The sequence below is a fragment of the Pandoraea pneumonica genome (assembly GCF_049918595.1).
Classification (GTDB): Bacteria; Pseudomonadota; Gammaproteobacteria; order Burkholderiales; family Burkholderiaceae; genus Pandoraea; species Pandoraea pneumonica_A.
Genome location: NZ_JBNCRZ010000002.1, coordinates 739098 through 762688, shown reverse-complemented (window position 1 = coordinate 762688; position 23591 = coordinate 739098). Strand labels below are relative to the sequence as shown.

23 protein-coding genes are annotated in these 23591 nt (G+C 62.7%); 8 read left to right on the top strand and 15 right to left on the bottom strand.

Annotation, left to right across the window (positions count from 1 at the left end):
- Window positions 1-297: 297 nt before the first annotated feature.
- The 7 genes from ACPWR9_RS09945 to ACPWR9_RS09915 all read right to left on the bottom strand — a co-directional run bounded on the left by ACPWR9_RS09945 (window position 298) and on the right by ACPWR9_RS09915 (window position 8054).
- Window positions 298-945, bottom strand: coding sequence for a response regulator (locus tag ACPWR9_RS09945; protein WP_426297979.1), 648 nt, complete (start codon window positions 943-945; stop codon window positions 298-300).
- Window positions 942-2012 carry a PAS domain-containing protein gene (locus tag ACPWR9_RS09940; protein WP_426297104.1) on the bottom strand — a complete coding sequence of 357 codons (1071 nt, stop codon included), beginning with the start codon at window positions 2010-2012 and terminating at the stop codon, window positions 942-944. The genes ACPWR9_RS09945 and ACPWR9_RS09940 overlap by 4 nt, the downstream gene beginning before the upstream one ends.
- Before the next feature lie 168 nt (window positions 2013-2180).
- The gene (locus ACPWR9_RS09935; protein ID WP_426297105.1) at window positions 2181-2915 is read right to left on the bottom strand and encodes an aspartate/glutamate racemase family protein; all 735 of its coding nucleotides are present in this window, start codon (window positions 2913-2915) and stop codon (window positions 2181-2183) included.
- 21 nt (window positions 2916-2936) lie between these two features.
- The gene (locus tag ACPWR9_RS09930; RefSeq protein WP_426297981.1) at window positions 2937-4439 is read right to left on the bottom strand and encodes an NCS1 family nucleobase:cation symporter-1; all 1503 of its coding nucleotides are present in this window, start codon (window positions 4437-4439) and stop codon (window positions 2937-2939) included.
- A gap of 249 nt (window positions 4440-4688) precedes the next feature.
- On the bottom strand, window positions 4689-6314 hold the full coding sequence (locus ACPWR9_RS09925) for an AAA family ATPase (RefSeq protein WP_426297106.1): 1626 nt from the start codon (window positions 6312-6314) through the stop codon (window positions 4689-4691).
- Between the two features lie 60 nt (window positions 6315-6374).
- Window positions 6375-7079 (bottom strand): alpha/beta hydrolase, encoded by a 705-nt coding sequence (locus tag ACPWR9_RS09920; protein ID WP_426297107.1) that lies wholly within the window; start codon window positions 7077-7079, stop codon window positions 6375-6377.
- Between the two features lie 84 nt (window positions 7080-7163).
- The gene (locus tag ACPWR9_RS09915; protein WP_426297108.1) at window positions 7164-8054 is read right to left on the bottom strand and encodes a LysR family transcriptional regulator; all 891 of its coding nucleotides are present in this window, start codon (window positions 8052-8054) and stop codon (window positions 7164-7166) included.
- A gap of 96 nt (window positions 8055-8150) precedes the next feature.
- On the opposite strand from ACPWR9_RS09915, the gene ACPWR9_RS09910 reads away from it, so the two are divergent.
- Together ACPWR9_RS09910 and ACPWR9_RS09905 are read left to right on the top strand one after the other, a co-directional pair.
- Window positions 8151-9140, top strand: coding sequence for an NAD(P)H-binding protein (locus ACPWR9_RS09910; RefSeq protein WP_426297109.1), 990 nt, complete (start codon window positions 8151-8153; stop codon window positions 9138-9140).
- A gap of 30 nt (window positions 9141-9170) precedes the next feature.
- Window positions 9171-9665, top strand: coding sequence for a GNAT family N-acetyltransferase (locus tag ACPWR9_RS09905; RefSeq protein WP_426297110.1), 495 nt, complete (start codon window positions 9171-9173; stop codon window positions 9663-9665).
- A 5-nt stretch (window positions 9666-9670) separates the two neighbouring features.
- On the opposite strand, the gene ACPWR9_RS09900 is transcribed toward ACPWR9_RS09905, so the two are convergent.
- On the bottom strand, window positions 9671-10081 hold the full coding sequence (locus ACPWR9_RS09900; RefSeq protein WP_426297111.1) for a (R)-mandelonitrile lyase: 411 nt from the start codon (window positions 10079-10081) through the stop codon (window positions 9671-9673).
- 142 nt (window positions 10082-10223) lie between these two features.
- Here ACPWR9_RS09900 and ACPWR9_RS09895 point away from each other — a divergent pair, with 142 nt between their 5' ends.
- Complete coding sequence (locus ACPWR9_RS09895; protein WP_426297112.1) at window positions 10224-11117, top strand: LysR family transcriptional regulator; 894 nt, start codon at window positions 10224-10226, stop codon at window positions 11115-11117.
- 3 nt (window positions 11118-11120) lie between these two features.
- Here ACPWR9_RS09895 and ACPWR9_RS09890 read toward each other — a convergent pair whose 3' ends face one another.
- Both ACPWR9_RS09890 and ACPWR9_RS09885 read right to left on the bottom strand, forming a co-directional pair.
- Window positions 11121-11996: an IclR family transcriptional regulator gene (locus ACPWR9_RS09890; protein WP_426297113.1), complete on the bottom strand. Its 876-nt coding sequence runs from the start codon at window positions 11994-11996 to the stop codon at window positions 11121-11123.
- A 30-nt stretch (window positions 11997-12026) separates the two neighbouring features.
- Window positions 12027-12704, bottom strand: a complete 678-nt coding sequence (locus ACPWR9_RS09885; RefSeq protein WP_426297114.1) for a hypothetical protein — start codon at window positions 12702-12704, stop codon at window positions 12027-12029.
- 257 nt (window positions 12705-12961) lie between these two features.
- Between ACPWR9_RS09885 and ACPWR9_RS09880 the strand changes: the two genes are divergently transcribed.
- Window positions 12962-14224: an MFS transporter gene (locus ACPWR9_RS09880; protein ID WP_426297115.1), complete on the top strand. Its 1263-nt coding sequence runs from the start codon at window positions 12962-12964 to the stop codon at window positions 14222-14224.
- Between the two features lie 109 nt (window positions 14225-14333).
- On the opposite strand, the gene ACPWR9_RS09875 is transcribed toward ACPWR9_RS09880, so the two are convergent.
- The 5 genes from ACPWR9_RS09875 to ACPWR9_RS09855 all read right to left on the bottom strand — a co-directional run bounded on the left by ACPWR9_RS09875 (window position 14334) and on the right by ACPWR9_RS09855 (window position 20168).
- Window positions 14334-16178: a feruloyl-CoA synthase gene (locus ACPWR9_RS09875; RefSeq protein ID WP_426297116.1), complete on the bottom strand. Its 1845-nt coding sequence runs from the start codon at window positions 16176-16178 to the stop codon at window positions 14334-14336.
- A gap of 14 nt (window positions 16179-16192) precedes the next feature.
- Window positions 16193-17377 (bottom strand): ABC transporter substrate-binding protein, encoded by a 1185-nt coding sequence (locus tag ACPWR9_RS09870; protein WP_426297117.1) that lies wholly within the window; start codon window positions 17375-17377, stop codon window positions 16193-16195.
- A 61-nt stretch (window positions 17378-17438) separates the two neighbouring features.
- Window positions 17439-18359, bottom strand: coding sequence for a 3-keto-5-aminohexanoate cleavage protein (locus ACPWR9_RS09865; RefSeq protein WP_150677918.1), 921 nt, complete (start codon window positions 18357-18359; stop codon window positions 17439-17441).
- 72 nt (window positions 18360-18431) lie between these two features.
- Window positions 18432-19358: a 3-hydroxyacyl-CoA dehydrogenase NAD-binding domain-containing protein gene (locus ACPWR9_RS09860; protein WP_426297118.1), complete on the bottom strand. Its 927-nt coding sequence runs from the start codon at window positions 19356-19358 to the stop codon at window positions 18432-18434.
- 51 nt (window positions 19359-19409) lie between these two features.
- Complete coding sequence (locus tag ACPWR9_RS09855; protein ID WP_426297119.1) at window positions 19410-20168, bottom strand: crotonase/enoyl-CoA hydratase family protein; 759 nt, start codon at window positions 20166-20168, stop codon at window positions 19410-19412.
- A gap of 228 nt (window positions 20169-20396) precedes the next feature.
- On the opposite strand from ACPWR9_RS09855, the gene ACPWR9_RS09850 reads away from it, so the two are divergent.
- From ACPWR9_RS09850 to ACPWR9_RS09835, 4 genes are all read left to right on the top strand, one after another.
- Window positions 20397-21311, top strand: coding sequence for a helix-turn-helix transcriptional regulator (locus tag ACPWR9_RS09850; RefSeq protein ID WP_426297120.1), 915 nt, complete (start codon window positions 20397-20399; stop codon window positions 21309-21311).
- Between the two features lie 109 nt (window positions 21312-21420).
- Window positions 21421-21822 (top strand): helix-turn-helix domain-containing protein, encoded by a 402-nt coding sequence (locus ACPWR9_RS09845; protein ID WP_426297121.1) that lies wholly within the window; start codon window positions 21421-21423, stop codon window positions 21820-21822.
- A 172-nt stretch (window positions 21823-21994) separates the two neighbouring features.
- Window positions 21995-22504 carry a sigma-70 family RNA polymerase sigma factor gene (locus tag ACPWR9_RS09840; RefSeq protein ID WP_426297122.1) on the top strand — a complete coding sequence of 170 codons (510 nt, stop codon included), beginning with the start codon at window positions 21995-21997 and terminating at the stop codon, window positions 22502-22504.
- Window positions 22501-23511, top strand: coding sequence for a FecR domain-containing protein (locus tag ACPWR9_RS09835; protein WP_426297123.1), 1011 nt, complete (start codon window positions 22501-22503; stop codon window positions 23509-23511). Before ACPWR9_RS09840 ends, ACPWR9_RS09835 begins: the two co-directional genes overlap by 4 nt.
- Window positions 23512-23591: the final 80 nt, after the last annotated feature.

Sequence of the window (23591 nt, the reverse complement as noted above, 5' to 3'; positions counted from 1 at the left end):
AGTGCGTTGTGTTGCTTGTCGCTTCGTTGCGATGGCGGCCGGGGTGGCATTCGGCATTTGCCCCTTAGTCGGACTGAGGGGGCTGAATCATGCTGAGAATCAGGTTATGGGAGTGCCTGCGACTGGGGCATCGGGATTTGCTGGTTTTCGTCTAAGAATTTCCCTAGACGCGGTGCAGCAATTGCCGATGCGAGGCAATGGCTGCGGGAAAACGCGGACGCGGCGACGCCGCCGATGGCGTTCGGCACGCAGTGGAGGCGTTTGGAAAACCTGCGGCAAGTGCGCGCAAGGAAGCGCTTAGGCGTCGGTGCCTGCGACGATTAACCCATGCTCGATGGCGTAGTGCACGAGACCGGCGGTCGACGCGATATCCATCTTGGTCAGGATGTTGGCCTTATGGGTGCTGACCGTCTTGCTCGAGAGCGACAGGCAACGCGCAATGTCGTTGATGCCACTGCCCTCGACGAGCATCTGGAAGATCTGGAATTCGCGCGCGGTGAGCCGCGTGTGCGGCAGCACTTCGGCGGGTTGCTGCAATTGCCGCACGAGCTTATCGGCGACCAGTGGCGACACTACCGTGCCACCGCGCGCGACGCGCCGGATTGCACCGATCAACTGCTCGGACTCGGCGTTCTTCGTCAGATACCCTGCGGCCCCTGCTCGGATAGCTTGCACCGCGTACTGCGATTCGCGGTACATGCTCAGCACGAGTATCGGCAACGCCGGATAGGTCGCCTTGAGCTGTTGAATGAGCGCGATGCCGCTCTTACCCGGCATCGACATATCGAGCAGCAGCACGTCGACCGTGGTCAACCGTAAGCGATTGAGCACGTCTGCGCCATCGACCGCCTCGGAGACCACGCACATGTCGGGCGAGGTCGAGATGATCTTTTTCAGGCCGTCGCGAATGATCGCGTGATCGTCGGCAATCATGATGCGCATTATTGGGGCGCTCCGTCTGCGCCCGCCGGATGCTGCGGGATACGCGCGATCACGCGCGTGCCCTGCCCCGGCTGACTGTCGATTTCGAATGCGCCGCCGAGCATTAGGGCGCGCTCGCGCATGCCCATCAGACCGAGCCGCTGGCCGTGTCCGGCGCGCGTGGTGTCCATGCCGCGGCCGTCGTCGGCGATGGTGACGTGGCAGTGGCCGTCGCGCAGATCGATGGAAACCGTCACCTGCGACGCCTGCCCATGCCGGCTCGCGTTGGTGAGGGACTCTTGCACGATACGGAAGATGGCCGTGCTGCACTCGCTATCGAGGCCGACGGTCACGTCTTCAGCCATATGCAGTTCACACGGCAAACCGTGCCGTTGTGTGAAGGATTCTGTGAGCCATTCCAGCGCAGCATGTAACCCGAGTTCGTCTAGCACTGCGGGGCGCAGATCGGCAGCAATACGATGTACCGCGTCGATGGTGGCGTCGACCAGCTCCTTGAGCATCTGCACGTGCGCGGGCTGATCGGGCGGCACGGTGCCCGGCTGGGCTTCGAGATAGCTCAAACCAAGGCGCAAACCGCCGAGCCATTGCCCAAGTTCATCGTGAAGTTCACGCGATAGGCGGGTGCGCTCGGCTTCGCGCACCGATTGCAGGTAAGCGGACAGCTGCCGCAGTTGCGCGCGCGAGTCGAGCAGCGCCATTTCGGAGCGCTTTCGATCGGTGATGTCGCGTGAGATGCCGACGGTGCCGACGATGCGGCCGTTGGCGTCGCGCACGGGCATTTTGACGGTGTCGAACCAGCGCGGTGCGCCGTCGGCCCCAGGGCGGCTTTCTTCGTAGCGTCGACGCTTGCCGCTGACGACCACGGCACGGTCGGTGGACAGATAGACGCGGCCCCAGTCGGACGACCAGACCTTGTCGGGGGTGTTGCCGATGATTTCCTTCTCGGTGCGCCCGCACGCGGCCATGAAGGCGTCGTTCACGAGGATGTAGCGCGACTCGGTGTCTTTGAGCCACGCCTGATCGGGAATGTTGTTCAGTATCGCCCGGTGCAGTTCGCCATGCGTTTCCACTGCGTCTCCTCGCCGGACCGCCCTCATGGCGGCCCCGGTCTGGCTTCAATATATCCAGACCGGCGGCGGCGCGCGCCTCTAGTTTTCCCGCATATCGGGTTGCTGCGGCGTTTCATGAGTTCTTGTTATGAGCCGCAAATGGGGATGAGGCATGCGCCGGGGACCTCGTTAGGCGCAGCGCATCAACGCTTCCGGCCAGCCCACAATCTGCTTACGGCGCGGCGTCGCATACGTGCGCACCTTCGACGTGCGCAAGCCGAGGCGCACCAGCGACTCCGCCAGCGCGACCGCAGCAGAGACGCCATCGACGACCGGCACGCCCGTGCGCTCACGAATCTTGGCGTCGAGCCCAGCCATGCCGCCGCAGCCCAGACAGATGACTTCGGCGCGATCGTCGCGCACCGCCCGTTCTGCCTGCTGCACCACCGCTTCCACCGCACGCACCGGGTCGCGCTCCAGTTCCAGTACGGGCATACCGCTTGCCCGCACGGAGGCGCATCGCGCGTCGAGTCCGGCGAGCTTCAGACGGTCTTCGATCAGCGGCACGGTCCGGTCCAACGTGGTCACCACCGAGTACCGGTGCCCCAGCAGCATCGCGACACTCGCGGCAGCTTCAGTGATATCGACCACGGGCACGTTCAGCAGCTCTTGCAAGCCTTCGCGGCCATGCTCGCCGTAGCCCGCCTGAATCACGGCGTCGTACGGCTGATCGTAGCTAAGCACGCGTTGCATCACGGCAATCGCGGCAAGATAGCTCTCGAAATTGCCCTCGACCGATTCCGCACCGAAGTGTGGCGTCAGGCCGACGATTTCTGTTCCGGGCGACGCCGCCGTGCGTGCATGATTCGCAATGGCGTCGGTGATGGCGGTCGTCGTATTGACGTTCACGACCAGAATTTTCATGAAGCACTCCTTGGGGGTAATTCAGTGCGCGGCGCTGTCGACGGCGAAGTGTTCGCCCGAGCAGTCTTCGAACGGCTGGCGGCGGTCGGAGATCGCGTAATAGACACCACCGGCAATCGCGGCACCCAGCAGCCACGAGAACGGCGTGAGTGCGCTGAATGCGGGCACAAGCGCCACGGTCACCGCAGTGATCGCCGACGGCACGAGCGCGACGATCGCTTTCGGATTTACGCCGCGGGCGTAGTGATAGGTGGCGTCGCGGGCTTCCGTGTAGAGATGCGGCACGTGCACACAGGTCTTGCGCAGCAGCCAGTAGTCGACGGTGATGATGCCGTACAGCGGCCCGAGCAACGCGCCCAGTCCCGAGAGGAAATACACGATCACGATCGGGCTGTTATAGAGATTCCACGGCAGGATCAGCACGGCAATCGTGGCGCTGATGAGGCCCGCGCGGCGGAACGTCAACCGATGCGGTGCCAGACTCGTGAGCACGAAGGCCGGGGCGACGAAGTTCGCCATGATGTTCACAGCCACCGTCACGACGAGGAAGGCAAGACAGCCGAGCACGAGAAACGTCTTGTCGGGAATGGTCGCGATGATTTCCGTCGGGCTGTGGATGATCTGGCCGTTCAGGCTGAACTGCGCACCGGCCAGCACGAAGCTGATGACGGCGAAGATCAGGATGTTGACCGGCAAGCCCCAGAAGTTGCCCGTGCGAATGACCTTGCGGCTGGGCGATGCTCGCGTGAAGTCGCAGAAGTTGAGTACCAGCGTACCGTAGATCGCCAGCCACAACGCGCCGCCTGCGAAGACCTTCGTCCACATCTTCACGCCGGTCAGCGGCTCGCCGATGGACATGGCGATGTGGCCGCCCGCACGGTGATACATCCACACTGCCAGCGACGTGACGGTCACGAGAATGATCGGCCCGGCAAAGGCCTCGTACTTGCGCACCATCTCCATGCCGTACGCCAGAATCGCGATCTGCACGAGCCAGATGGTAACGAAGCTCGCCCAGCCGAGCGTCGAAAGCCCGAGGATGGCGTTGTGATCGAAGGCGTCGAGTGCAGGCCAAACGGCGACGAGCAGTACCCGCAACACAACCGACGCGAGATAGGTCTGAATGCCGAACCACGCGATCGCAATGACCGCGCGAATGATGGCGGGCAACTGCGCGCCGTACACCCCGAAGCTTATGCGGCTGATGACCGGAAACGGCACGCCGGTCTTGTGCCCCATGTACCCGGTGAGGTTCATGAAGAAGTACACGAGCGCCGCGCCGATGGCCAGCGACGCCAGCATCTGCCACCCCGACAAGCCGAGCGCGAACAGCCCGATAGCGAAGGAATAGTTGGCGATGTTGTGCACATCGTTGGTCCAGAGCGCGAAGATGCTGTACCGGCCCCAGCGCCGCCCTTCCGACTTCGTGGGCGCCAGATCGTTGTTATGCAACTTCGGGCTCAGCCCGTGGGGATTTTGGGCATGAGCGTGCGCATGCGTGTGCGCCTGCCCGGTCGAAGGCATCGCGCCCAGGACCTCGTTCGAAACATCCAATTGCATCCGCATCGTCTCCTTGAATGAAGCAGGGGTCGGCGGACCGCTTATCGGCGCAGTCTTTCTGCCTCGCCTGCTGAATGCGTGTTGGCGATTTGGAGTATGGGCAGGACGTTTCGAATTGGGAAATTAAATGTTTGGTTGGGTGGTATTTGGAAATTGGATGGATTCGGGTGAGCCGTTCGCGAAAGCGCTCACCCGTACGCGATGGCTGCCGCCTTACCCCGGATACCCCCGGAACAACCCGCACAGACGGAACACATCCTCGGAATACGTCAGCCCCCTCACCTTGCAGTAGCGGCTGGCGAGCTTCATTAGTTCCTTAATATCGCGCCCGCTGGCATCGGGGTAACGGCTGGCTAACGTTTCGATCAGTCCGTCGTCGAGATACGCGCCGACTTGCTCGGCCTGCATGCGCCACAAGCGGCGTGCATCGGCAGGCGATGGCGTCTCGTAATGAATGGTCGCAATACAGCGCGAGAGAATCGCGTCGTCCACGTCACCGATGCGGTTGGTCGTCATGAACAGCAAGCCGTGGAAGTACTCCAGCGAGCGCAGAAACTCCGCCACGATGGCGTTGTGTTCAAGATCGTTATCGCGGCGACGAATGTAGACGTCCGCTTCGTCGAGCAGCAGAATCGCGTTCCAACGCATGGCACGACGCAGGATGCTCATGAGCGTCGCGCCGACCGATGCTGCCGTGGTACCGAGTTGTCCCGAATGCACGCGATACAGCGGCTTGCCGACGACTTCCGAATAGATCTCCGCGGTGAGCGTTTTACCCAGCCCCGGCGCGCCTTGACAGAGGATCGTCGCACCGCCCGATTTGCCCGGTACGAAGTCGGGCATCATCGCATCCATGTTCGACGTCAGAATGTCGATCAGGTCGTGATGATGGGCAGGCAATACCAGCTTGTCGCGCAACGCCGGCTGGTATTCGTACTCGCTGATGTTCTGCACGTGCACCCACAAATTGCGATGCCAATCCAGATGGAACACATGCACGTAGCAGTGCAACGGAATGGTCTCGAAAGCCGCCCCGATCTCGGCATTGCGCCAGAAGTCGGCATCGCAGGCCATCTCGAAATTGCGCTCCAGACGCTCTTCGTCGTTCACGCATTTGGCCGTTGTGCCGTCGACCACACGGATCAGTTCGGTCACGCCCTTGGGGTCGACCGAGAACGCCGCGCGCCGCATCACAAACTGCGCACCGAACGCACGCTGCACCTTGAGAAAGCGCTGGGCGTGTTGCTCGTACTCGTGCTTGAACTCCGCACATTCCTTGTAGAAGCCGAACTCGGCGAGTAATTCGGGAATGGTGCGATTGGCAATGTCGTCGCGCGTGAACACCAGCGACGTCGTCATGCCCGAGCGGCGTGGCCTGTGTTCCGACGCGCTCAAGTTGGCCGACTGCATCGTGTTGGCCAGCATGTCCATCACGACATACGGCGAGCCCTGCTCCGGCTCCACATAGCGCAAGCGCCGCACGAGCCACGGCAGCAGTGCACCATCCCGATGCCGCTGGTATAGCCAGCCGTCGATGACATCTCGCGCGAGATACGCGACGAGGCCCGGCACGAGCTTGTCGAGACTCGGGATCACGCGCGCCTGCGGGGCGTTGTAGACGTTGTCGAGCGCCAGCATCTGAAACATCAGCGCGCGCTCGTTCTGCGATTTGCACAGCACGTAAAGCGTGTTGAGCGACTTCGCGTCGAACCATTCGCTCGACACGAGCATGTTGCCGCGGCACACCCCATACGCCGTCATTTGTTTGCCGAGCGGCGAGTCTGGGCCGATCAGTTGCAGCAGCGGGTGAATCAACGACTCAGGAATTTCGAAATCCATGTACGGCACTCCCCGAAATGCGTGACGCCAGCGCGCGCTTGGCCTCGCGGCCGCGAGCGTTCAGGCAAGGAAGAAGTCGATGGCGCGTGCCACCACACCCGGCTCGATGATATGCAAGCCGTCGAATTCCACATACTCGACGTCGTACCCCACCGCCTTGAGCTTGTTGGCGTTATGGCGCCCGCTCGTGGCAATCGGCAATTGTTCGTCGATCAGCCCGTGTGCGATGAACACGCGCGGCTGCCCTTCTTGCACGAAGATCGACATGAAGCCGCCGGAAAACGCGATGACATGACTCGCAATATCGCCATTGGTCACACCAATGGACAGCGCGTAGCTGGCCCCGTCGGAAAACCCGGCAAACGCGACGCGCGACGTGTCGATCTCATACCGCGACGAGACGATGCTCAGCGCCTGCTGCAAGCGCTCGAGATCGGGGCCGTTGCCGCCGATCACGATGTCCCACGTCGGAAACGTCGAGTGCGGCGCGAGCACCAGAAACCCATGCTTGTCGGCATGTGGCTCGATAAACGGCAAAACCTTCTCGGGAAATCCGCCCGCGCCGTGGAACATCACGAACAGCGGTACCCGTTTATCCGTCGGCAGATTCGGTGGCACGTAAAGCACCGCGTCACGCGTGTCGCTCAACCCGATGGGGTGACGGCCTGCGGATAGCGGCGATCGTTGGGATTCAAGGGGTAACAAAGAACGCCCGGGCGTGAATACCCCGGGCGACATCCGACCGAACAATGCGGGATCGAACATGGCGCAGTGAGTGTCTCGTGATCGTTAAAATTATTGATATATTGTATATCACTAAATATAACGGCTGACACGCGATATTTGGGCTCAAACGGCCATGTAGGCAGACAATCCGGCCACTAGCGCGTCGAACGTGACTTTGCAGCGCGGGCTTTGTCGCAGGTCTTCGTGCATGGTCACCCACGTGACGAGCTTGAAGCGAAAGGCGTTGGTCAGCACGCGCACGAGCCGTGTGTCGCGCCGGGCGAGCGGCACCTGACAGCCACCGATGCCATACCCTGCGCGGATCATGGCGAGTTGCGCCAGATCGTTGTCCGCACGAAACGCGAACGCGTCGCGCGACCACTCGGGCACCCCCGCCGTCGCCGCCCGGATAAACGGCGTCACGCTGTCGAAGCCGATGAGGGTGTGGTTGGCAAGATCGGCCAGCGTCGCCGGGGCGCCGTAACGCGCCAGATAGTCGTCACGCGCGTGCAGGCCGATATCGATGCTGCCGACGCGGCGCGCGATCAGGGCGTCTTGCTGCGGCGGCGCCATGCGCACGGCAATGTCGACCTCGCGGTGCAGCAGATCCTGTATCCGGTTGGTCGGCACGAGTTCGACCGAGAGCAGCGGATGCGCGCGGCGCAGCGCCGTCAGAATCGGCGGCAGCACTTCCACGCCGACCACTTCACTCGCCGAAATACGCACAACACCGTTCACCCCGTCATCGCGGCTGGCCGCCGCGCGCTCGAACGCAGACGCGGTGTGCTGCATCGCCTGCGCATGCGGGCGCAACGACTCGGCCGCATCGGTTGGCATCAGCCCCGTTTGCGAGCGCGTGAAGAGCGTCTGGCCCAGCGCTTCCTCCAGTGCGGCGATATGACGGCCCGCAGTGGGCTGTGTAATCCCCAATGCCCGGGCGGCGCCGGAGAGCGACCCTTCGGTCAACACGGCGAGGAAGGTCCGGCAGAGATCCCAGCTAAGATTTGAAGTCATACAAAAATGTATAGCTGATGGACAGATTTAGGCAATTTTATTTGAAGTCGTTCGCGCGGAGAATGCCTCCATCGACATCGTGTTGGGAGCTTCAGGATGAACCGCGAAAACGTATCACGTGCGCTGGTGTTGGGCGCCACAGGTGGCATTGGCAGCGAAGTTGCCCTGCAATTGCTGGCGGCTGGGTGGCACGTGCGGGCAATGCGGCGCGGTGGTGCACCGAAGACCGATGCGCCGGATATCGGCATCGAGTGGACCGATGGTGATGCGATGAACGCTGACGACGTCCTCGTCGCCGCGCGAGATTGCGAAGTGATCGTGCATGCCGTCAATCCGCCGGGGTATCGCAACTGGGCAAAGGTGGTACTGCCGATGCTCGATAACACCATTGCAGCGGCGACCGTACACGGCGCGACGATTGTGCTGCCCGGCACGGTGTACAACTTCGGGCCGGACGCGTTCCCCGTGTTGCACGAAGAGGCCGAGCAACGCCCGGTCACGCGCAAAGGCAAGATTCGTGTGGAAATGGAGTCACGTCTGCGCGCCGCTAGCGCACAAGGCGTACCGACGATCGTCGTGCGCGCCGGCGACTTCTTCGGGCCGCAAGCGGGCAACAGCTGGTTCGGTCAGGGGCTGGTCAAGCCGGGACAAACGGCACGCGTGGTGCAAGTGCCGAATGCGCCGGGGGTCGGGCATCAGTGGTCGTATCTTCCTGATGTGGCGCGCACGATGGTAGCGCTCATCGAGCGCCGAGACACGTTGCCGCCCTTCTCCAACTTCCATATGGCCGGGCATTGGGACAACGACGGTGGTCAGATGGCGGGGGCCATTACTCGCGTGATGGAACGCCAAGGTGTGACCGTCAAAGCGCGGCGCTTCCCGTGGTGGATCGTGTGGGCCGCAGCCCCGTTCGTCACGACGCTGCGCGAACTGCTGGAGATGCGCTATCTCTGGTCGCGCCCCGTGCGCATGGACAACACGCGACTGCTCGATGTGCTTGGACGCGAACCGCATACACCGCTCGATGAGGCGGTGCATGCGACGCTGAAAGGGTTGGGGTGTTTGCCGCAGAAGACGTCGGCTTAGAATCGAGGCTTTATTCCCGATCGACGTCCGATGCTGACACTGCGTCTGCTTTCCAACGAATCGTCTGAAGACCGCGCAAACGTCTTGCGCGTGTTTTCCGAGGCGAGTTCTTACACAGAACTGGTGAGTGGGCGTGCGCCCTGCGCAGACGATGTCGACGACTTTTTTTTCGGCAAACCCGTTAGCAAATCTGCGGCCGACAAGTCGGGCTTCGGGCTGTTTCTCGGGGAAACGATGATCGGCTGTGCCGACGTGATTCGCGGGTATCCGACAGATGACGATGTCTGGATCGGGTTGCTGCTAATCGCCGAAGCCTATCAAGGCCAACGCTATGGCACCGTCGCACTCGAAGCGCTGACCGAGATGGCAAGCGAATGGGGTTACCGAAACATCCAACTCGCCGTCGTCGCGACGAACCCGCGCGCACACGCCTTCTGGGAACGAGAAGGTTTCGAAGAAATTCGGCGTACGGCCAACGCCAAATTCACCGGCGAGATCGTCGTGTTGCGGCGACGCATCCCCTAGCTGGTTCACTCTGCCGGCGGCCCCGCCAGATACTGTGCATCTGTCACATGCTCCAGCCACACGACGTTCTTGCCGTCGAGGGCTTCCTGCACGGCGATATGCGTCATTGAGGTCGTCGGCGTCGCGCCGTGCCAATGTTTGTGACCCGGCGGGCACCAGATCACATCCCCCGCTCGGATCTCGACGATGGCCTCCCCTTCGCATTGGGTCCAGCCGCACCCCGCCGTCACGATAAGCGTCTGTCCGAGCGGATGCGTATGCCATGCCGAGCGCGCGCCGGGTTCGAAGGTGACGCTGGCGCACGATACTCGCGCAGGAGGCGGCGGATTGTTCAACGGGTCGATACGGACAGTGCCGGTAAAAAACTCGGCAGGACCTTTGACGGAAGCCTGAGATCCAGCGCGCTTCAGTTCCATGACTAACTCCTCGGTAATGTGAGATTTGCGCATGGCTTCCACAGTCAGGTGGGTCATGCAGCACATACCCCCCAATGTATAAGCGCACCAATTGTTTGATAAGACAGTAAAATCCGCACACGATGGTGCAACAGGCTCACCAATGCAAAGCGAGAATCTGAACGATTTACAGGCGTTCGTGCTGGTCGCGCGAGAACGGAGCTTCACGCGCGCCGCCGCGCATCTGGGCGTTTCGCGCTCGGCATTGAGCCATGCAATGTCGGCGTTGGAAGCACGGCTGGGCGTGCGTTTACTCACACGGACCACGCGCAGTGTTTCGACAACGGACGCCGGTGCAAGACTGCTGGACACGCTCGCCCCGCGTCTCGACGAGATCGAGGCGGAGCTGACGTCGTTGATGTCGTTGCGAGACAAACCTGCCGGTAGCGTGCGCATCACCGCGCACGACCACGCTGTCGCCACCGTGCTTTGGCCACGACTGACATCGTTGCTTCACGACTATCCGGACATTCGTGTGGAATTGAGTGTCGACTATGCGCTCACCGACATTGCCGCACATCGTTTCGATGCGGGCGTGCGCGTCGGCGACCAAGTCGATAAGGACATGATTGCGGTGCGTATCGGGCCCGACTTTCAGATGGCCGTCGCCGCTTCGCCCGATTATTTGGCAGGAAAAAAGAAGCCTCTCAGCCCGCGCGACCTGACCGCCCATCGCTGCGTCAATTTGAGACTGCCCACGCACGGTGGTCTCTATGCGTGGGATTTCGAGAAAGACGGCGAATCGCTCAGCGTTCGCGTAGACGGGCAAACCGTCTTCAACAACACCTTTCTGATGGTGCAAGCGGCACTGGATGGCATGGGTTTCGCGTACGTACCGTTCGATCTCATCGCCCCGCATATCGAAGCAGGTCGACTCGTGCCGGTGCTTCAGAAATGGTGGCCAACCCTGCCCGGCTATCACCTCTACTACGCGCACCGTCGCCAACGCTCCCCGGCACTTTCACTCGTCATCGACACGTTGCGTGTCGATCGCTGAAGTTCAACCGCCTCGCTCGGCACCCAACAATCGTGAAATACGTTTGGCGGCCTCGGTCAGTGCCGCGACCGTCTGCGGGTTCGGGTGTGCGGGCAGGTAGTGAATCGAGCCGACGATGGCCAGTGTGCCGAACAACGAACCGTCGTCTTGCATGATGGGCGCAGCCAACGCGTTCACGCCCAGAAACACTTCTTCCGGCGCATCCGCCCAGCCACGCTCCCGCACCAAAGCCAATTCGTGCGAGAGGCGCATGGCATCGGTAATCGTGTGCGGCGTACAAGCTTCGAGCGGTGCAGCCAGCGCTGCCTCGCGCCGCGCCGGTGCACCGAATGCCAGCGCGATCTTGCCCTGCGCCACCGTATGCAACTTGAACTGCGTGCCCGGGTGCAACAGGATTTCCAGCGGACTACGCCCGCGCATCACATCGAGCACGACCACATCGGTTTCCGTGAACGAGCTGATGACGATGGTCTGACCCACGGCGTCACGCAGTTCCTCCATCACTGGCCGCGCAAGTCCGACCACGTCGAATTGCTTGACCAGCTTCTGCCCCAGCAGGAACAAGCGCCAACCAATGCGATAACGGCTCGTGCTCGGGTTCTGCACCACATACCCCTCCTGACGCAGCGCCGTCAGGTGCCGGTGCACACGCGCTTTGGGTACGCCGAGCGCCGCGGCGAGATGCGTAACGCCACACTCGGCATTGCGCTCGGCCAGCAACTCCAGAATGCGCAGCGAAATGACCGAAGTCGACGACGTGTTGGGTTCATCGCCGCCGCTGTCAGCCGTCATCGCGCCGCTCTGCTCGAGCGCGCTTGCCGATGCCATGCTTTGCGGCGCCAAGGTGACGTCTGCCGGAGTGTCCTTCGATCGTTTCACTGCATGTCCTTTGTCACTGTCGCGCAGCGGCTATTGGGCGTCGAGCGAGATGAAACGCTCGCCGAACACGTGATAGCGCTGCGGCTTGTTCTTGTTCGCATCCTCGGCGTTCACGTAACGAATCGAACTGCGATTGCGGCACGCCCGCGGCAGGATGAAGCAACGGATAAACGTCGTATCCCGCGCCTCGGTTGTCGGGGCCAGCACCGGCGCGTGACCCAGTTCGAGCCAAGCGTCGCCCGGCCCATGGGTATGCGACGCACCGAGCGTCTCGATCGTGATTTCGCCTTCGAGTGTGCATCGCACGCCGGGGCCCTGATGCACGTGCGTATGCGCTACGCCGCCGGGGGGGAATTGTACCTTGTCACAACGCATGAGCCAGTGTTGGCGCGGGTCCAATTCAATGGGCGCCGCGAGCTTGAGCGTGGACGACGCGCCCGGTGCGGATGCCATCTCGCCGGGCGTCGGCGCATCGCCCGACATCAACTCCCAACGCCACAACGTCACCCCTTCGCTACCCGCGACGAGCGCGACATCGTCCTCACCCAGCCACGCAGTTTCGGCCACGTGATGTTGCGCCCCCGTGTCGAATTCGATCGCGACGTCGCCACGCACGACATAGATCGCCCGGCGCGCCGACGGCAAATAGACCGGCGCATGGTTGGGGGCGATGACATCTTCATACAAACGCAATTGAAACGGCTTCACTTCTCAATCTCCTAAAACCTGCCCGCAGGGCGACATGCCTGCACAGCACCAAAGACTTTCGAATCGCGACGGATCGACTTCGCGAGACAATCTTGGCACAGAGTATCGATCATCGATACGTAAAGCACCATTTATGGTTTACCAGAAGACACTGTGTCGCAATGACCTGCTACCATTCAAACGAAATTATTCCCATTGGTATCGATAGTCGATACACGAGGAATAACAATAGGATGAGTTCCATGAAGGAGACAAGAATGGACACTGGTACGACCGCCCTGAAACCGGCGGGCGCAACGGGCCGGGCGTGGTATCGCGGCGCGAGCCCGGCGCAATGGCGGGCATTCGGATCGGCCTATATCGGCTGGATGCTCGACATCATGGATCTGATGCTGTTTGCGATGGTGATTCGCTACATCAGCGTCGATCTGCATTTCGATAAGGGCGTCGCGGGAATGATTGCGTCGCTCACGCTGCTGGCGACCGCGTTCGGCGGGTTGTTCTTTGGCTTTCTCGCCGATCGCATCGGCCGCACGCGCTCGATGATCCTCTCGATCTTGTGCTACTCCATCGGCACGGCGCTTTGCGGCTTCGCCGATTCGGTCACGCAACTGCTCGTGTTCCGCTTTCTGCTGGGGCTGGGGATTGGGGGCGAATGGTCGGCCGGTGCCGCACTGATTACGGAAACGTGGCCTGCTGAGCACCGCGCGAAAGTGATGGCGTGGGTGCAGAGCGCATTCGCCGTCGGCTACGCAGTCGCTGCGATTGTGGCAGCAGTGATCCTGCCCCACTTCGGCTGGCGCTGGGTGTTTGCCTTCGGTCTGCTGCCGACCGTGCTCGCCTTCTGGGTGCGACGTCATGTAGAAGAACCCGCCATCTGGCGCGAACAGCGTGTGCGTCTCACGCTGGGCCAGACCATCGCCATGCTATTCGGCCCGTATGCGCGCAGCACGATCGTCGGGCTCGCCTTCACAGCCGCGGCAATGTGCGGCTACTGGGGCTTGTTCACGTGGATTCCGGCGTATTTGTCTACGCCGATCGATCAGGGTGGCCCGGGCTTCGACCTGATGCGCTCGACGACATGGATCGTGATCATGCAGATCGGTGCCGCAGCGGGCTTCATCTGCTTCGGCTATATCGCCGACCGCATCGGTTGCCGCAAATCGTTCCTGCTGTTCTTCCTTGTCTCGGCGGTCACAGTGCCGCTTTACGTGGCGATTCGCGAACCGATGCTGCTGCTCGCGTTCGGCCCGGTCGTAGCGTTCTTCGGCACGGGCTTTTACAGCGGCTTCGCACCGACGTTCGCAGAGATGTTCCCCACGCAAGTGCGGGCCACGGCACAGGGTTTCATCTACAACACGGGGCGCGCTGCTAGCGCACTGGCACCGGCAGCCGTCGGCCTGCTCTCACGCGGTGAAAACGTGAGCGCTGCACTTGGTGCGACGGCGGGGTTCTTCCTGCTCGCCGCGATCATCGTCTACTTCTTCCTGCCGGAAAGTCACGGCGAAGCCTTGGCCTGATCGTCCGCCGCACGCGACTTCGCGCGCCGACGGCGTTGTTTGCCGTCGGCGCGCTGTCGCTTCTGCCCCACTTCCCCCAACAATCTTTCCCGTTGCGTTCGTGCCTGCGCTAAAGCGCGAGACGAATGACCGACGTGCAATCGGAATACAACCGCGCGACGTCCTCGGCACGCAAGTTCAGCACCGCGCGCTGATTGACGTAGCCCTTATCGGTAATCTCGCCCTGCTCCAACGACGGCGGCGACGAGAGAATTGCCGCACGCGCGGCACGCTGCGAAGACCCCGCATCTTCGGCAAGTTGCGCAAGCGCCTGTGCCACGAGTGCCCGCACGCCCTCGTGCGATGCCAACGTCTGCCCCGAATGCTGTGCTGTCGTATCGCCCGCCGTCTGACGCAACGCCGGTGACGGGAAAATCAGCAGCCCGATCTCGTCGCGGTCGTGCCCCGCAATGACGACATCCGATGCATAAGGCGCCAGCGCACTCACGGCACGCAAGCGCAGCGCGCCCACCGAGACCCATGTGCCGCTCGTCAGCTTGAAGTCTTCCGACACGCGGCCATCGAAAATCACCCCCGCGTTCGGATCGGTCGTATCGCACAACCGACCGGCGTCGCCCGTGCGATAGAAGCCCTCGTCGTCGAACGCATCAGCGGTGGCCTGCGGATCGCCCGCATAACGTTTGAACACCGACGGGCCGCGCACGCGCATCTCCAGCTTGTCTCCGTTGGGCACGAACTTGAGCTCGTTGCCCGGCGCGGGCACACCAATATTCCCCGCTCCCGGAATCGGGAAATGCACGCTCGTGATAAGCGGTGCGGTCTCCGTTGCGCCCCAGGCAGAAGTGAAGAACGGCAACGCATGACCTGCCCGGCAATGCCGCGCCGCCAGCCGTTCGAAACGCTGCCACACCGCGGGCGGCAAACTCGCTGCCGCATAGAACAACACTTGCAGACGATCGAAGAATCGCGCGGCAAATTCGTCGTCGCTCTCCAGATACGGTGCCAGCGCCTCGAACCCTTTGGGCACGTTGAAGTGCAGCGTGGGCGAGACGTCGCGAAGGTTCTCGACCGAGCGACCGATCAATTCGGGCACCGGACGGCCATCATCAACATAGAACGCCCCGCCATTGCGCAACGCCATATGAAAGTTGTGATTCGCACCGAACGTGTGACTCCACGGCAGCCAGTCGACCACTACGGGGGCCGCGTTGTCGATGAAGTGCCAGCACTGCGCAATCATCTGCTGATTCGCGGCAAGCATGCGGTGCGTGTTGACGACGATCTTCGGCTTGCCCGTCGACCCCGACGTCAACAACAACTTAGCCGTATCGTCTGGCGTCACTTGCGCGAAGGCGGCGTCGAGTGCGGGCGTCGCAGGAGTTTCGGCGAGGGCCTCGAAACGCAACCAGCCATCGCGCACGTTGTGCGTGGCAACCACTGGGCAGCGAATCGGCGCGCCGTCGAGCGCACGGGCATAGGTCTCGCCATCTTCGACATAGACCAACGCCGGGTCGAGCCGCGCGAGAATACCGTGCAGCTTGCCCATGTCGCGAGCCACACGCGAATACGCCGACGACACAATCGCCGTCTGACGCCCCGCCATCATCGCGCCCAGTACCAGCAGCGCATGGTTCACGCTGTTGTCCGAGAGAATGACGACGGGTTGCTCGCGGGGCACGTTCATGTCCAACAGCGCCTGACCAATGCCGCGCGCGGCGGCGAGCGCTTCCCGGTACGTAACACGCCGCCACAAACCGGTGCCCGCATCGCTGCTGCGCCAGCGCTCGGCCACGAACACGGCATCCGGTGTGCGCGCCGCCCATTGCACAAGCCAGTCGGCCGGGCTGCGCGAAAACTCGCCGAGCGTGGCGCGCGAGCGGATCACAAAGCTCCCGTCCGCGCGCGTTTCCCGTTCGATGTCCGGCGTAGCGAGACGCCGCAGTCGCGCATTCATCTCACCCACGCCACTCAGTCGATGGTCCACTTGCCACCTTTCACCGTGACGAGCACGCGACCGTCTTCGCCATACGCCGAGTGGTCTTGTGCGTTGATGTTGATCATGCCGTGCGTGGCAGCCAGCCCCTTCGTCTGCTCGATGGCGGCAACCAGTGCATCGCGAAACGCCTGCGTGCCCGGTTGTGCCTGTTTTGCGGCAACAGCGACAGCGTGATCGAGCACCAGATAAGCGTCGTAGGCATAGCCCGCGAACAGATTGCGCGACCCGGCGCCGTATTGCGCTTCGTAGCGCTTGGCGAAGTCGGTCGCGACCGCCTTGCCCGGATGGCTGCCCGGCAGTTGCTCGGCCACAAGGATGTTGCCGACCGGCAGGATCACCCCTTCCGCACTCTTGCCCGCCACGCGCAGGAAGTCGTTATTGGCTACGCCATGCGTCTGGTAGATGCGCCCTTTGTAGCCGCGCTCGCGCAACGTGCTCATCGGCAGCGCGCCGGGCGTGCCACTTGCGGCGACGATCACCGCGTCCACGTTGGCGGCTTGCAGCTTCAACACCTGCGCGGTCACCGATTGATCGTTGCGGCCATAACGCTCGACCGGTGCGACTTGAATCTGCCGAGCCGCAGCCCGCGCCTGAATGTCCTTGAGCCACGCCTCGCCGTACGAATCGGAGAAGCCGATAAAGCCGAGCGTCTTGACCTTGTGCGCCTTCATGTCGTCGAGCACCGCGTCGGCCATCACCGCCACCGACTGCGGCAACGAAAACACATAGCGCATTTGCGCCGCACTCGGCACGAACGGGCACAGCCCCAGTTGCGGCGTGCGGGTGTCGAGCGCCACGGCTGCAACGGCCAGACACGCCGGTGTCGTGGACGAGCCGATGATCGCGTCGGCTTTATCTTCGGTCGCCAGACGGCGCGCGTTCTTCGTCGCCATCGTCGGATCGGTGGCATCGTCGAGCACCACATAGCGCGCGGGCAAGCCGCCCAGCGTCGGCGGCAGCATGCTGATCGCCTGCTTTTCCGGAATGCCGAGCGACGCACCCGGCCCCGTCGTCGACAACGTCACGCCGATGGTGACAGTGCCCTGCTGCGCACGTGCCGGTGTCGGCACTGTGAGCACCGCCGCACAAAGCGACAGCGCCGACAATGCGCCTAACGAACGGAACGAGAACCTGCGTGTGAACCTGTTTGCCGCCATGTGACATGTCTCCTTGTCTTGTATTTTTGGGGCCGTACAGCTTGCGACGCGCGATCGGAAATCAACGCACGGCAAACTCCGGCAGTACTTCACGATTGCGCGGCAGGCCCATGATTTCCCGAGCTTCGGCAGGCGTGGCCGGCTCGTAACCCATCTCACGCACGAGGCGCACGATGCGCTCGGTCAACTGCTGGTTCGTCGCCAGCACGCCTTGCTCGTAATACAGGTTGTCTTCCAGCCCCACACGTACGTGACCACCGAGCAGCAGCGAATTCATCGCCGACGGCAGTTGTGCCGGGCCGATGCCGCTCACGCAGAAGATGCTGCCCTTGGGCAAGAGATCGACCATCGACTGCAACACGCGCGGCGTGTACGGCATGGCGTTTTGAAAGCCGCGATGCACGCCCAGCACCAGATTGACGAAGAACGGCTCGTCGTCGAAACCGGCTGCGGTGAGCGTGGCCAGGTCCTGCACGATGTGCGTCGGACTGAAAACTTCCCACTCCGGCTTGATGCCGCGCTTCTTCATCTCGATGGCCAGATGCTTCGAGCGCTCCGGCGAGGTGTGCATCAGCAGTTCCTTGCCGCCGAAGCTCGCGATGATGGTGGTCGCGTCGAGCGTGCACATCTCGGCCCCCGCATCCATGCCCTTCAGTCGCTCTTCCCAGAGAATTTCCCAATAGCCGCTGTCGCGCTGCCCGATCATGTCGCCGTGCACGCCACCACCGGTGGAGTTATTGATGACGATGTCGCACTTGTCGCGAATGCGGCGGTTGATGTCGCGATAGATCGCCGGATCGCACGTGGCGCCGTCGTCGCCCGGGCGGCGCGCATGAATGGCCACCACGCTCGCGCCCGCGTTGTAACAGTCGTAGACGTCGCGCGCGATTTCGTCGGGTTGTGTGGGCAGGTGCGGGTTCTGCGACTTGTATGCCATGCCGCCCGTGGGCGCGATGGTGACGATGACCTTCGGTTTGCTCATGCCTGTCTCCTAAGATGCCGGTTCGCGAGGGCTTGTCGACACCGCCCTCGCCAATGACGTTTGACTTGTGACTTACGGCTTGCTGGCGAGAATGCCGAGAATGACGGCGTCGCGCTGCGCTTCGATGCGGGCATTCCCGCGCCCGGCCAGTTCGGCCTCGACACCGGCGACGATGCGCGCCTTGAGATCGTCTGTGAGCGTCGGTTCGCCGAGGTCGGCCCACCACGATTCGATGGGCGGGCCAAGGTGGTCGAGCAAATGCCCGATGCCGCCTGCGCCGCCCGAGAGATGCAGATTCAGGAACGGACCGAACGCCGCCCAGCGCAACCCCGGACCGTAGGCGATGGCGTCGTCGATGTCGGCCACCGATGCCACGCCGGTATCGACCAGATGAATTGCCTCGCGCCACAGTGCCGCCTGCAAACGGTTGGCAATGTGGCCCTTGACCTCTTTGCGCACGTGGATCGGGCGCTTGCCGATAGCGAGATAGCACTGCATCGCCGTCGCGATGGCTTCGGGTGACGATTGCTCGCCGCCGATCACTTCGACGAGGGGAATCAGATGCGGTGGGTTGAACGGATGGCCTAACACCACGCGGCCCGGGTGCTCGCACACCGACTGCACACGGCTCATCAACAGCCCGGACGAGCTTGAGGCAATCACGACCGACGGCGGCAATGCCGCGTCCATCTGACGGAAAAGATCCTGCTTCAGGTCTTCACGCTCGGGGCCGCTTTCTTGTACGAAGTCGGCGCCCTGCAATGCGCCTTCGAGCGTGTCGTGGAATGTCAGCGCATCGCGTGACGCGTCGGCAGCGAGGCCAATGCGTACCAGCGTCGGCCAGTGGGCATCGACGGCTTCGCGCAAACGCTCGCGCGCGCCGGGCGCCGGGTCCCATGCGGAGACACGCAGCCCGCGCGCCAGAAAATAAGCGGCCCAACTCGCACCGATGACGCCGGTGCCGATGACGGCAACCTGTTCAATGCTGTCGTATTTCACTTTCATCTCCTGAATATCATTCGGTCCGGACCCTGCGCGATACGACACGTCTCAGCGCTGGGCCCCACCCAGAAACCGCTCCATGCGCTCGCGCGCTTCGGGGGTAGCCAGCATCAATGCGCTGGTGACCGACTCGGTGAACAAGCCGTCGGCCATCGACATATCGTGAATGCGCGAGAGCGCGTGAATCGTCGCCCAGTTCGACAGCGGACTGTTGGCCGCCGTCTCGCGAGCGAGTTGCGTGGCGAGCGCGAGGCCCGCCCCTGCATCGACCAGATAATGGCCAAGGCCGAGCCGTTCGCCGTCTGCGGCGTCGTAGCGGCGGCCGGTCAGCATCATTTCCGTCATCCGGTCAGGGCCAAGAATACGCGCGACACGCACCGAGGCCCCGCCGCCGACGAAGATGCCGCGCTTGCCCTCGGGCAGTTGGAAGAATGCGTTGCGTTCGATGACACGCACATGCGCGGCCAACGCGAGTTCGAGACCACCGCCGATCACCGCCCCTTGCAGCACCGCCACGATCGGACGCCCGCCGAACTGCATGTCGTGAAACACCTTGTGCCAACGCTGCGAAACACGCAGGACGTCGAGCGGATCGCGGGTGCTGTTCTCGGCCAGATCGAGGCCAGCGCAGAAGTGTTCCCCCGCCCCGGTGAGCACCACCGCGCGCACGCTGTCGTCGAAGTCGCGGAATGCCGCTTCGATCGAATCGATGGCGGCGTTACTCAGGGCATTGCGCTTGTCGGCGCGGTCGAGTTCGACATACGCGATGGCGTCGTCGACGCGCACTCGCAGGTGGGGATAGGTCATGTTTTGCATTGGCTCCAAATCGTGAAAGTATCTTATAAGATATTTTTCACGTTGCGTGACTTGTGCAATGCAATTCAGGGTTAACAGGGATAACTTGGCTAATTAGGCAATTTATTGCATTTATAGTGCCGATAGTCGTGACCATCCACCAGATTGCGCATCGCACCGGTGATATCTCATAGTATATTTATCGGCATCGTTCAAAGACGCCGCTCCTCCCTATCCATCATGGTCAATCGCCCGCCGCTCAACGCGACTGAGACTGCCGAAGCCGACGATGCCGATGTCTCGACACGGCTGAACGCACTCGCCCAGCGCGTGCGCATGTTGCGCGCACAGCGTGGGATGACCCGCAAGCAACTCGCTGCGCAATCGGGGGTGTCGCTGCCATATCTCGCCCGCGTGGAAGCCGGTACCGGCAACGTGTCGCTCACGGTGCTCCATAAACTGGCGGACGCGCTGAACGTCGCCGTCGAGACGCTGGTTGCCGAGCGCACGGCGTACGACGGCGATCTACTGATCCTCGTGGAATATCTGCGGCAACAATCGCCGGAGACGCTCTCACGCTTGCGGCGGCAGATCGTGACACCCGGCGCGGCAGGCGCCGCCACGCGCGGCCATCGTATTGCGCTCATCGGTCTGCGCGGTGCGGGCAAATCGACGCTCGGGCCACGGCTGGCGGAGGCTATCGGGGCGCCGTTCATCGAACTGGATAAGGAAGTGGAGCGCGAAGCAGGCATCGCCATCGGCGAAGTCATCACGCTGTACGGTCAGGCGGCCATGCGACGCATCGAGCGTCAGTGCATCGAGCGGATCGTCGCCGAGCATGAACACGTGGTGCTCGCCACCGGCGGAGGCATCGTCTCCGAAGCGGCCACCTACGAGCGAATCCTGCGCACGTTTCGCACGGTCTGGTTGCGGGCACGGCCGGAAGTCCACTTCCAACGTGTGATGCAGCAAAACGATGCCCGCATTGCCACCGAAGCCCTACGCAAGGAAGCGCTCGACCACATCCACCGCATGCTCGACGCCCGTGAAGCGCTGTACCGGTTGGCCGACGTCACCGTCGATACGTCGGAGATGACGCAAGACGATGTCCTGGCGACGCTCACACGACAGTTGGCACCGGCACGGGCGGCGTGATTCACCGCTACACCGCCACGCCGCCACGCCGCCACGCCGCAAATAATCTCCCGCTTTTCCCCGGTCGCTCCGAATAGAAGGTATCGACACCTTCTACACGTGAAACTTCATGACCGACGGCCTTCGCAAGACCCTTCGCCAACAACCCCAATATCGGTTGCTCGACAGCGCCATCGACAAGGCCATCGCCACGCTCTCGCGTGAGCACCCCGACGCGGCCGACGCCCCAGTCGTCGCCCTCGCTCAACTCGCACTGCTCACGCTCGTGCGACTGCAAGACATGATCGGCGCGGCGGTGAGTGCACCACCCGCCATTCATCTCACGCCGCGCGAGACCGAATGCCTGCAATGGGCCGCCGCGGGCAAGACCGCGTGGGAGACCTCGCGCATTCTCGCCATCTCGGAGCGCACAGCCACCTTCCACCTCACCAACGCCGTCAAAAAGCTCGGCGCCACCAATCGCCGCGCCGCCGTGGCGCGTGCCATCGGGCTCGGCTTGATCGCGCCTTGATGATCGCCTGTCACGCCTATTGCGTCGCCCCGTCATTCCCGCTTAGAATAAATAAGAATCATTATCATTCGCAGAGAAGCGCTATCCCTCGTGGGCCGGACGCGTTACGCGTCTGCCTCGTGCACGCCAAGGCGTAGCCCGTGGAATTCGCGCCATGCGAACACGGGGAATCATGGAAAGTCATTTTCAGCGCGAGGTGAGTGCGCTCTACAGCGATCATCACGGCTGGCTGCGTGGGTGGTTGCGCAAGAAGCTCGGCAGTACGTTCGACGCCGCCGATCTGGCGCACGACACCTATTTGCGCGTGCTTTCGAGTGGACGTGCGCCGCAGCCCGAAGACTCCCGCCGCTATCTCGCCCGTATCGCCAACTGTCTGGTGATCGACCTGTTCCGTCGCCGGGATATCGAGGCCGCATATCGCGAAACGCTGGCGGCCATGCCTGAGCCTATTGCGCCGTCGCCCGAGACACGCGCACTCGTGCTCGAAGCGCTGATCGAAATCGACACCCTGCTATCACGCTTGCCAACCAAGGCGCGTACCGCGTTCTTGTTGTGCAAGCTCGAAGGGTTGGAATACCGCGAGATTGCCGAACGTCTACAAGTCTCTGTGTCGTCCGTGGAGAAGTACGTCGCGCATGCACTGCGCGAGTGCTATGCCGTGCAATACGGGAGCGCCGCGTGAGCGCAGGACATTCATCTTCAAGCGCCACCGCGACAGTACAAGCCCCGCTCTCGCCCGAAATCGTCGAGCGAGCGAGCCTGTGGCTGGCTCGACTATGGTCCGGCTCGGCGAGCGCGGACGATATCGCGGCATGCGATCGCTGGCGAGCCGCGCATCCCGATCATGAGCGCGCGTGGCAACGGCTCGGTGCCATCGATCAGAAGTTCGATGCCTTGCACGCCGTGCCTCCACGCGTCGCGTTCGACACGCTCACCGCCCGCGCCGCACCGCGCGTCACGTCGGCCGGACGCCGCCGCGCGCTTGGGATATTCGGCGGCATCGTCACACTCGCTGGCGCCAGTTATGCACTTCAACGTTCGTCGGTCTGGGAGTACGCCGCCGCCGATTACACCACCGGCGTCGGCGAGGTGCGCAGCCTGTTGCTTGCCGACGGCACTCGCCTGTGGCTCGACACCGCGTCGGCCGTCGACGTCCGCATCACATCCGGCGAACGGCGCATTACCTTGCGGCGCGGACAGATCTGCGTCGAAACCGCACCCGGCAATGCACGGGCGCCGCTTGTCGTTGCGACACGCCAAGGCGAGATTCGCGACATCGGCACCCGCTTCTCGGTACGCGACGAGGGCGAGCGCACACAGGTCGCCGTCTACGACGGCATCGTGCTCGTGCGCACCGCCGATGCCGGCCGCACACAACGGCTCGACGCCGGTCAACGCGCGCGGTTCTCATCCGCAGCGATCAGCCCACTGGAGACTGCCGAAACCGATGCCGACGCTTGGACACGCACGCAACTGATCGTCGAGCGTATGCGGCTTGGCGATCTCGTTGACACGCTCGCCCGCTACCGGCACGGCGTGTTGCGATGCGACGCCGCCGTTGCCGACCTGCGCGTGAGCGGCGTCTTCTCGCTCGCCGACACCGACCGTGCACTGGCCAGTCTGGCCGTCGGCCTGCCCGTCGAAACGGTCTATCGCACGCGCTACTGGGTCACCGTCAAGGCGAAGTAGACGGATGTGAGCGGACGCCGGTGCCACATCGAAATCCGCCTTCAAAAATATTTCAACTTTTTTGCATTTTCGATTGCGGG

Coding starts and splice junctions, on each gene's coding strand:
- ACPWR9_RS09935 (WP_426297105.1), bottom strand. CDS start 2,915: ATGAAAATTCTGGTCGTGAACGTCAATACGACGACCGCCATCACCGAC.
- ACPWR9_RS09930 (WP_426297981.1), bottom strand. CDS start 4,439: ATGCCTTCGACCGGGCAGGCGCACACGCATGCGCACGCTCATGCCCAA.
- ACPWR9_RS09925 (WP_426297106.1), bottom strand. CDS start 6,314: ATGGATTTCGAAATTCCTGAGTCGTTGATTCACCCGCTGCTGCAACTG.
- ACPWR9_RS09920 (WP_426297107.1), bottom strand. CDS start 7,079: ATGTTCGATCCCGCATTGTTCGGTCGGATGTCGCCCGGGGTATTCACG.
- ACPWR9_RS09915 (WP_426297108.1), bottom strand. CDS start 8,054: ATGACTTCAAATCTTAGCTGGGATCTCTGCCGGACCTTCCTCGCCGTG.
- ACPWR9_RS09910 (WP_426297109.1), top strand. CDS start 8,151: ATGAACCGCGAAAACGTATCACGTGCGCTGGTGTTGGGCGCCACAGGT.
- ACPWR9_RS09905 (WP_426297110.1), top strand. CDS start 9,171: ATGCTGACACTGCGTCTGCTTTCCAACGAATCGTCTGAAGACCGCGCA.
- ACPWR9_RS09900 (WP_426297111.1), bottom strand. CDS start 10,081: ATGGAACTGAAGCGCGCTGGATCTCAGGCTTCCGTCAAAGGTCCTGCC.
- ACPWR9_RS09895 (WP_426297112.1), top strand. CDS start 10,224: ATGCAAAGCGAGAATCTGAACGATTTACAGGCGTTCGTGCTGGTCGCG.
- ACPWR9_RS09880 (WP_426297115.1), top strand. CDS start 12,962: ATGGACACTGGTACGACCGCCCTGAAACCGGCGGGCGCAACGGGCCGG.
- ACPWR9_RS09875 (WP_426297116.1), bottom strand. CDS start 16,178: ATGAATGCGCGACTGCGGCGTCTCGCTACGCCGGACATCGAACGGGAA.
- ACPWR9_RS09870 (WP_426297117.1), bottom strand. CDS start 17,377: ATGGCGGCAAACAGGTTCACACGCAGGTTCTCGTTCCGTTCGTTAGGC.
- ACPWR9_RS09865 (WP_150677918.1), bottom strand. CDS start 18,359: ATGAGCAAACCGAAGGTCATCGTCACCATCGCGCCCACGGGCGGCATG.
- ACPWR9_RS09855 (WP_426297119.1), bottom strand. CDS start 20,168: ATGACCTATCCCCACCTGCGAGTGCGCGTCGACGACGCCATCGCGTAT.
- ACPWR9_RS09850 (WP_426297120.1), top strand. CDS start 20,397: ATGGTCAATCGCCCGCCGCTCAACGCGACTGAGACTGCCGAAGCCGAC.
- ACPWR9_RS09845 (WP_426297121.1), top strand. CDS start 21,421: ATGACCGACGGCCTTCGCAAGACCCTTCGCCAACAACCCCAATATCGG.
- ACPWR9_RS09840 (WP_426297122.1), top strand. CDS start 21,995: ATGGAAAGTCATTTTCAGCGCGAGGTGAGTGCGCTCTACAGCGATCAT.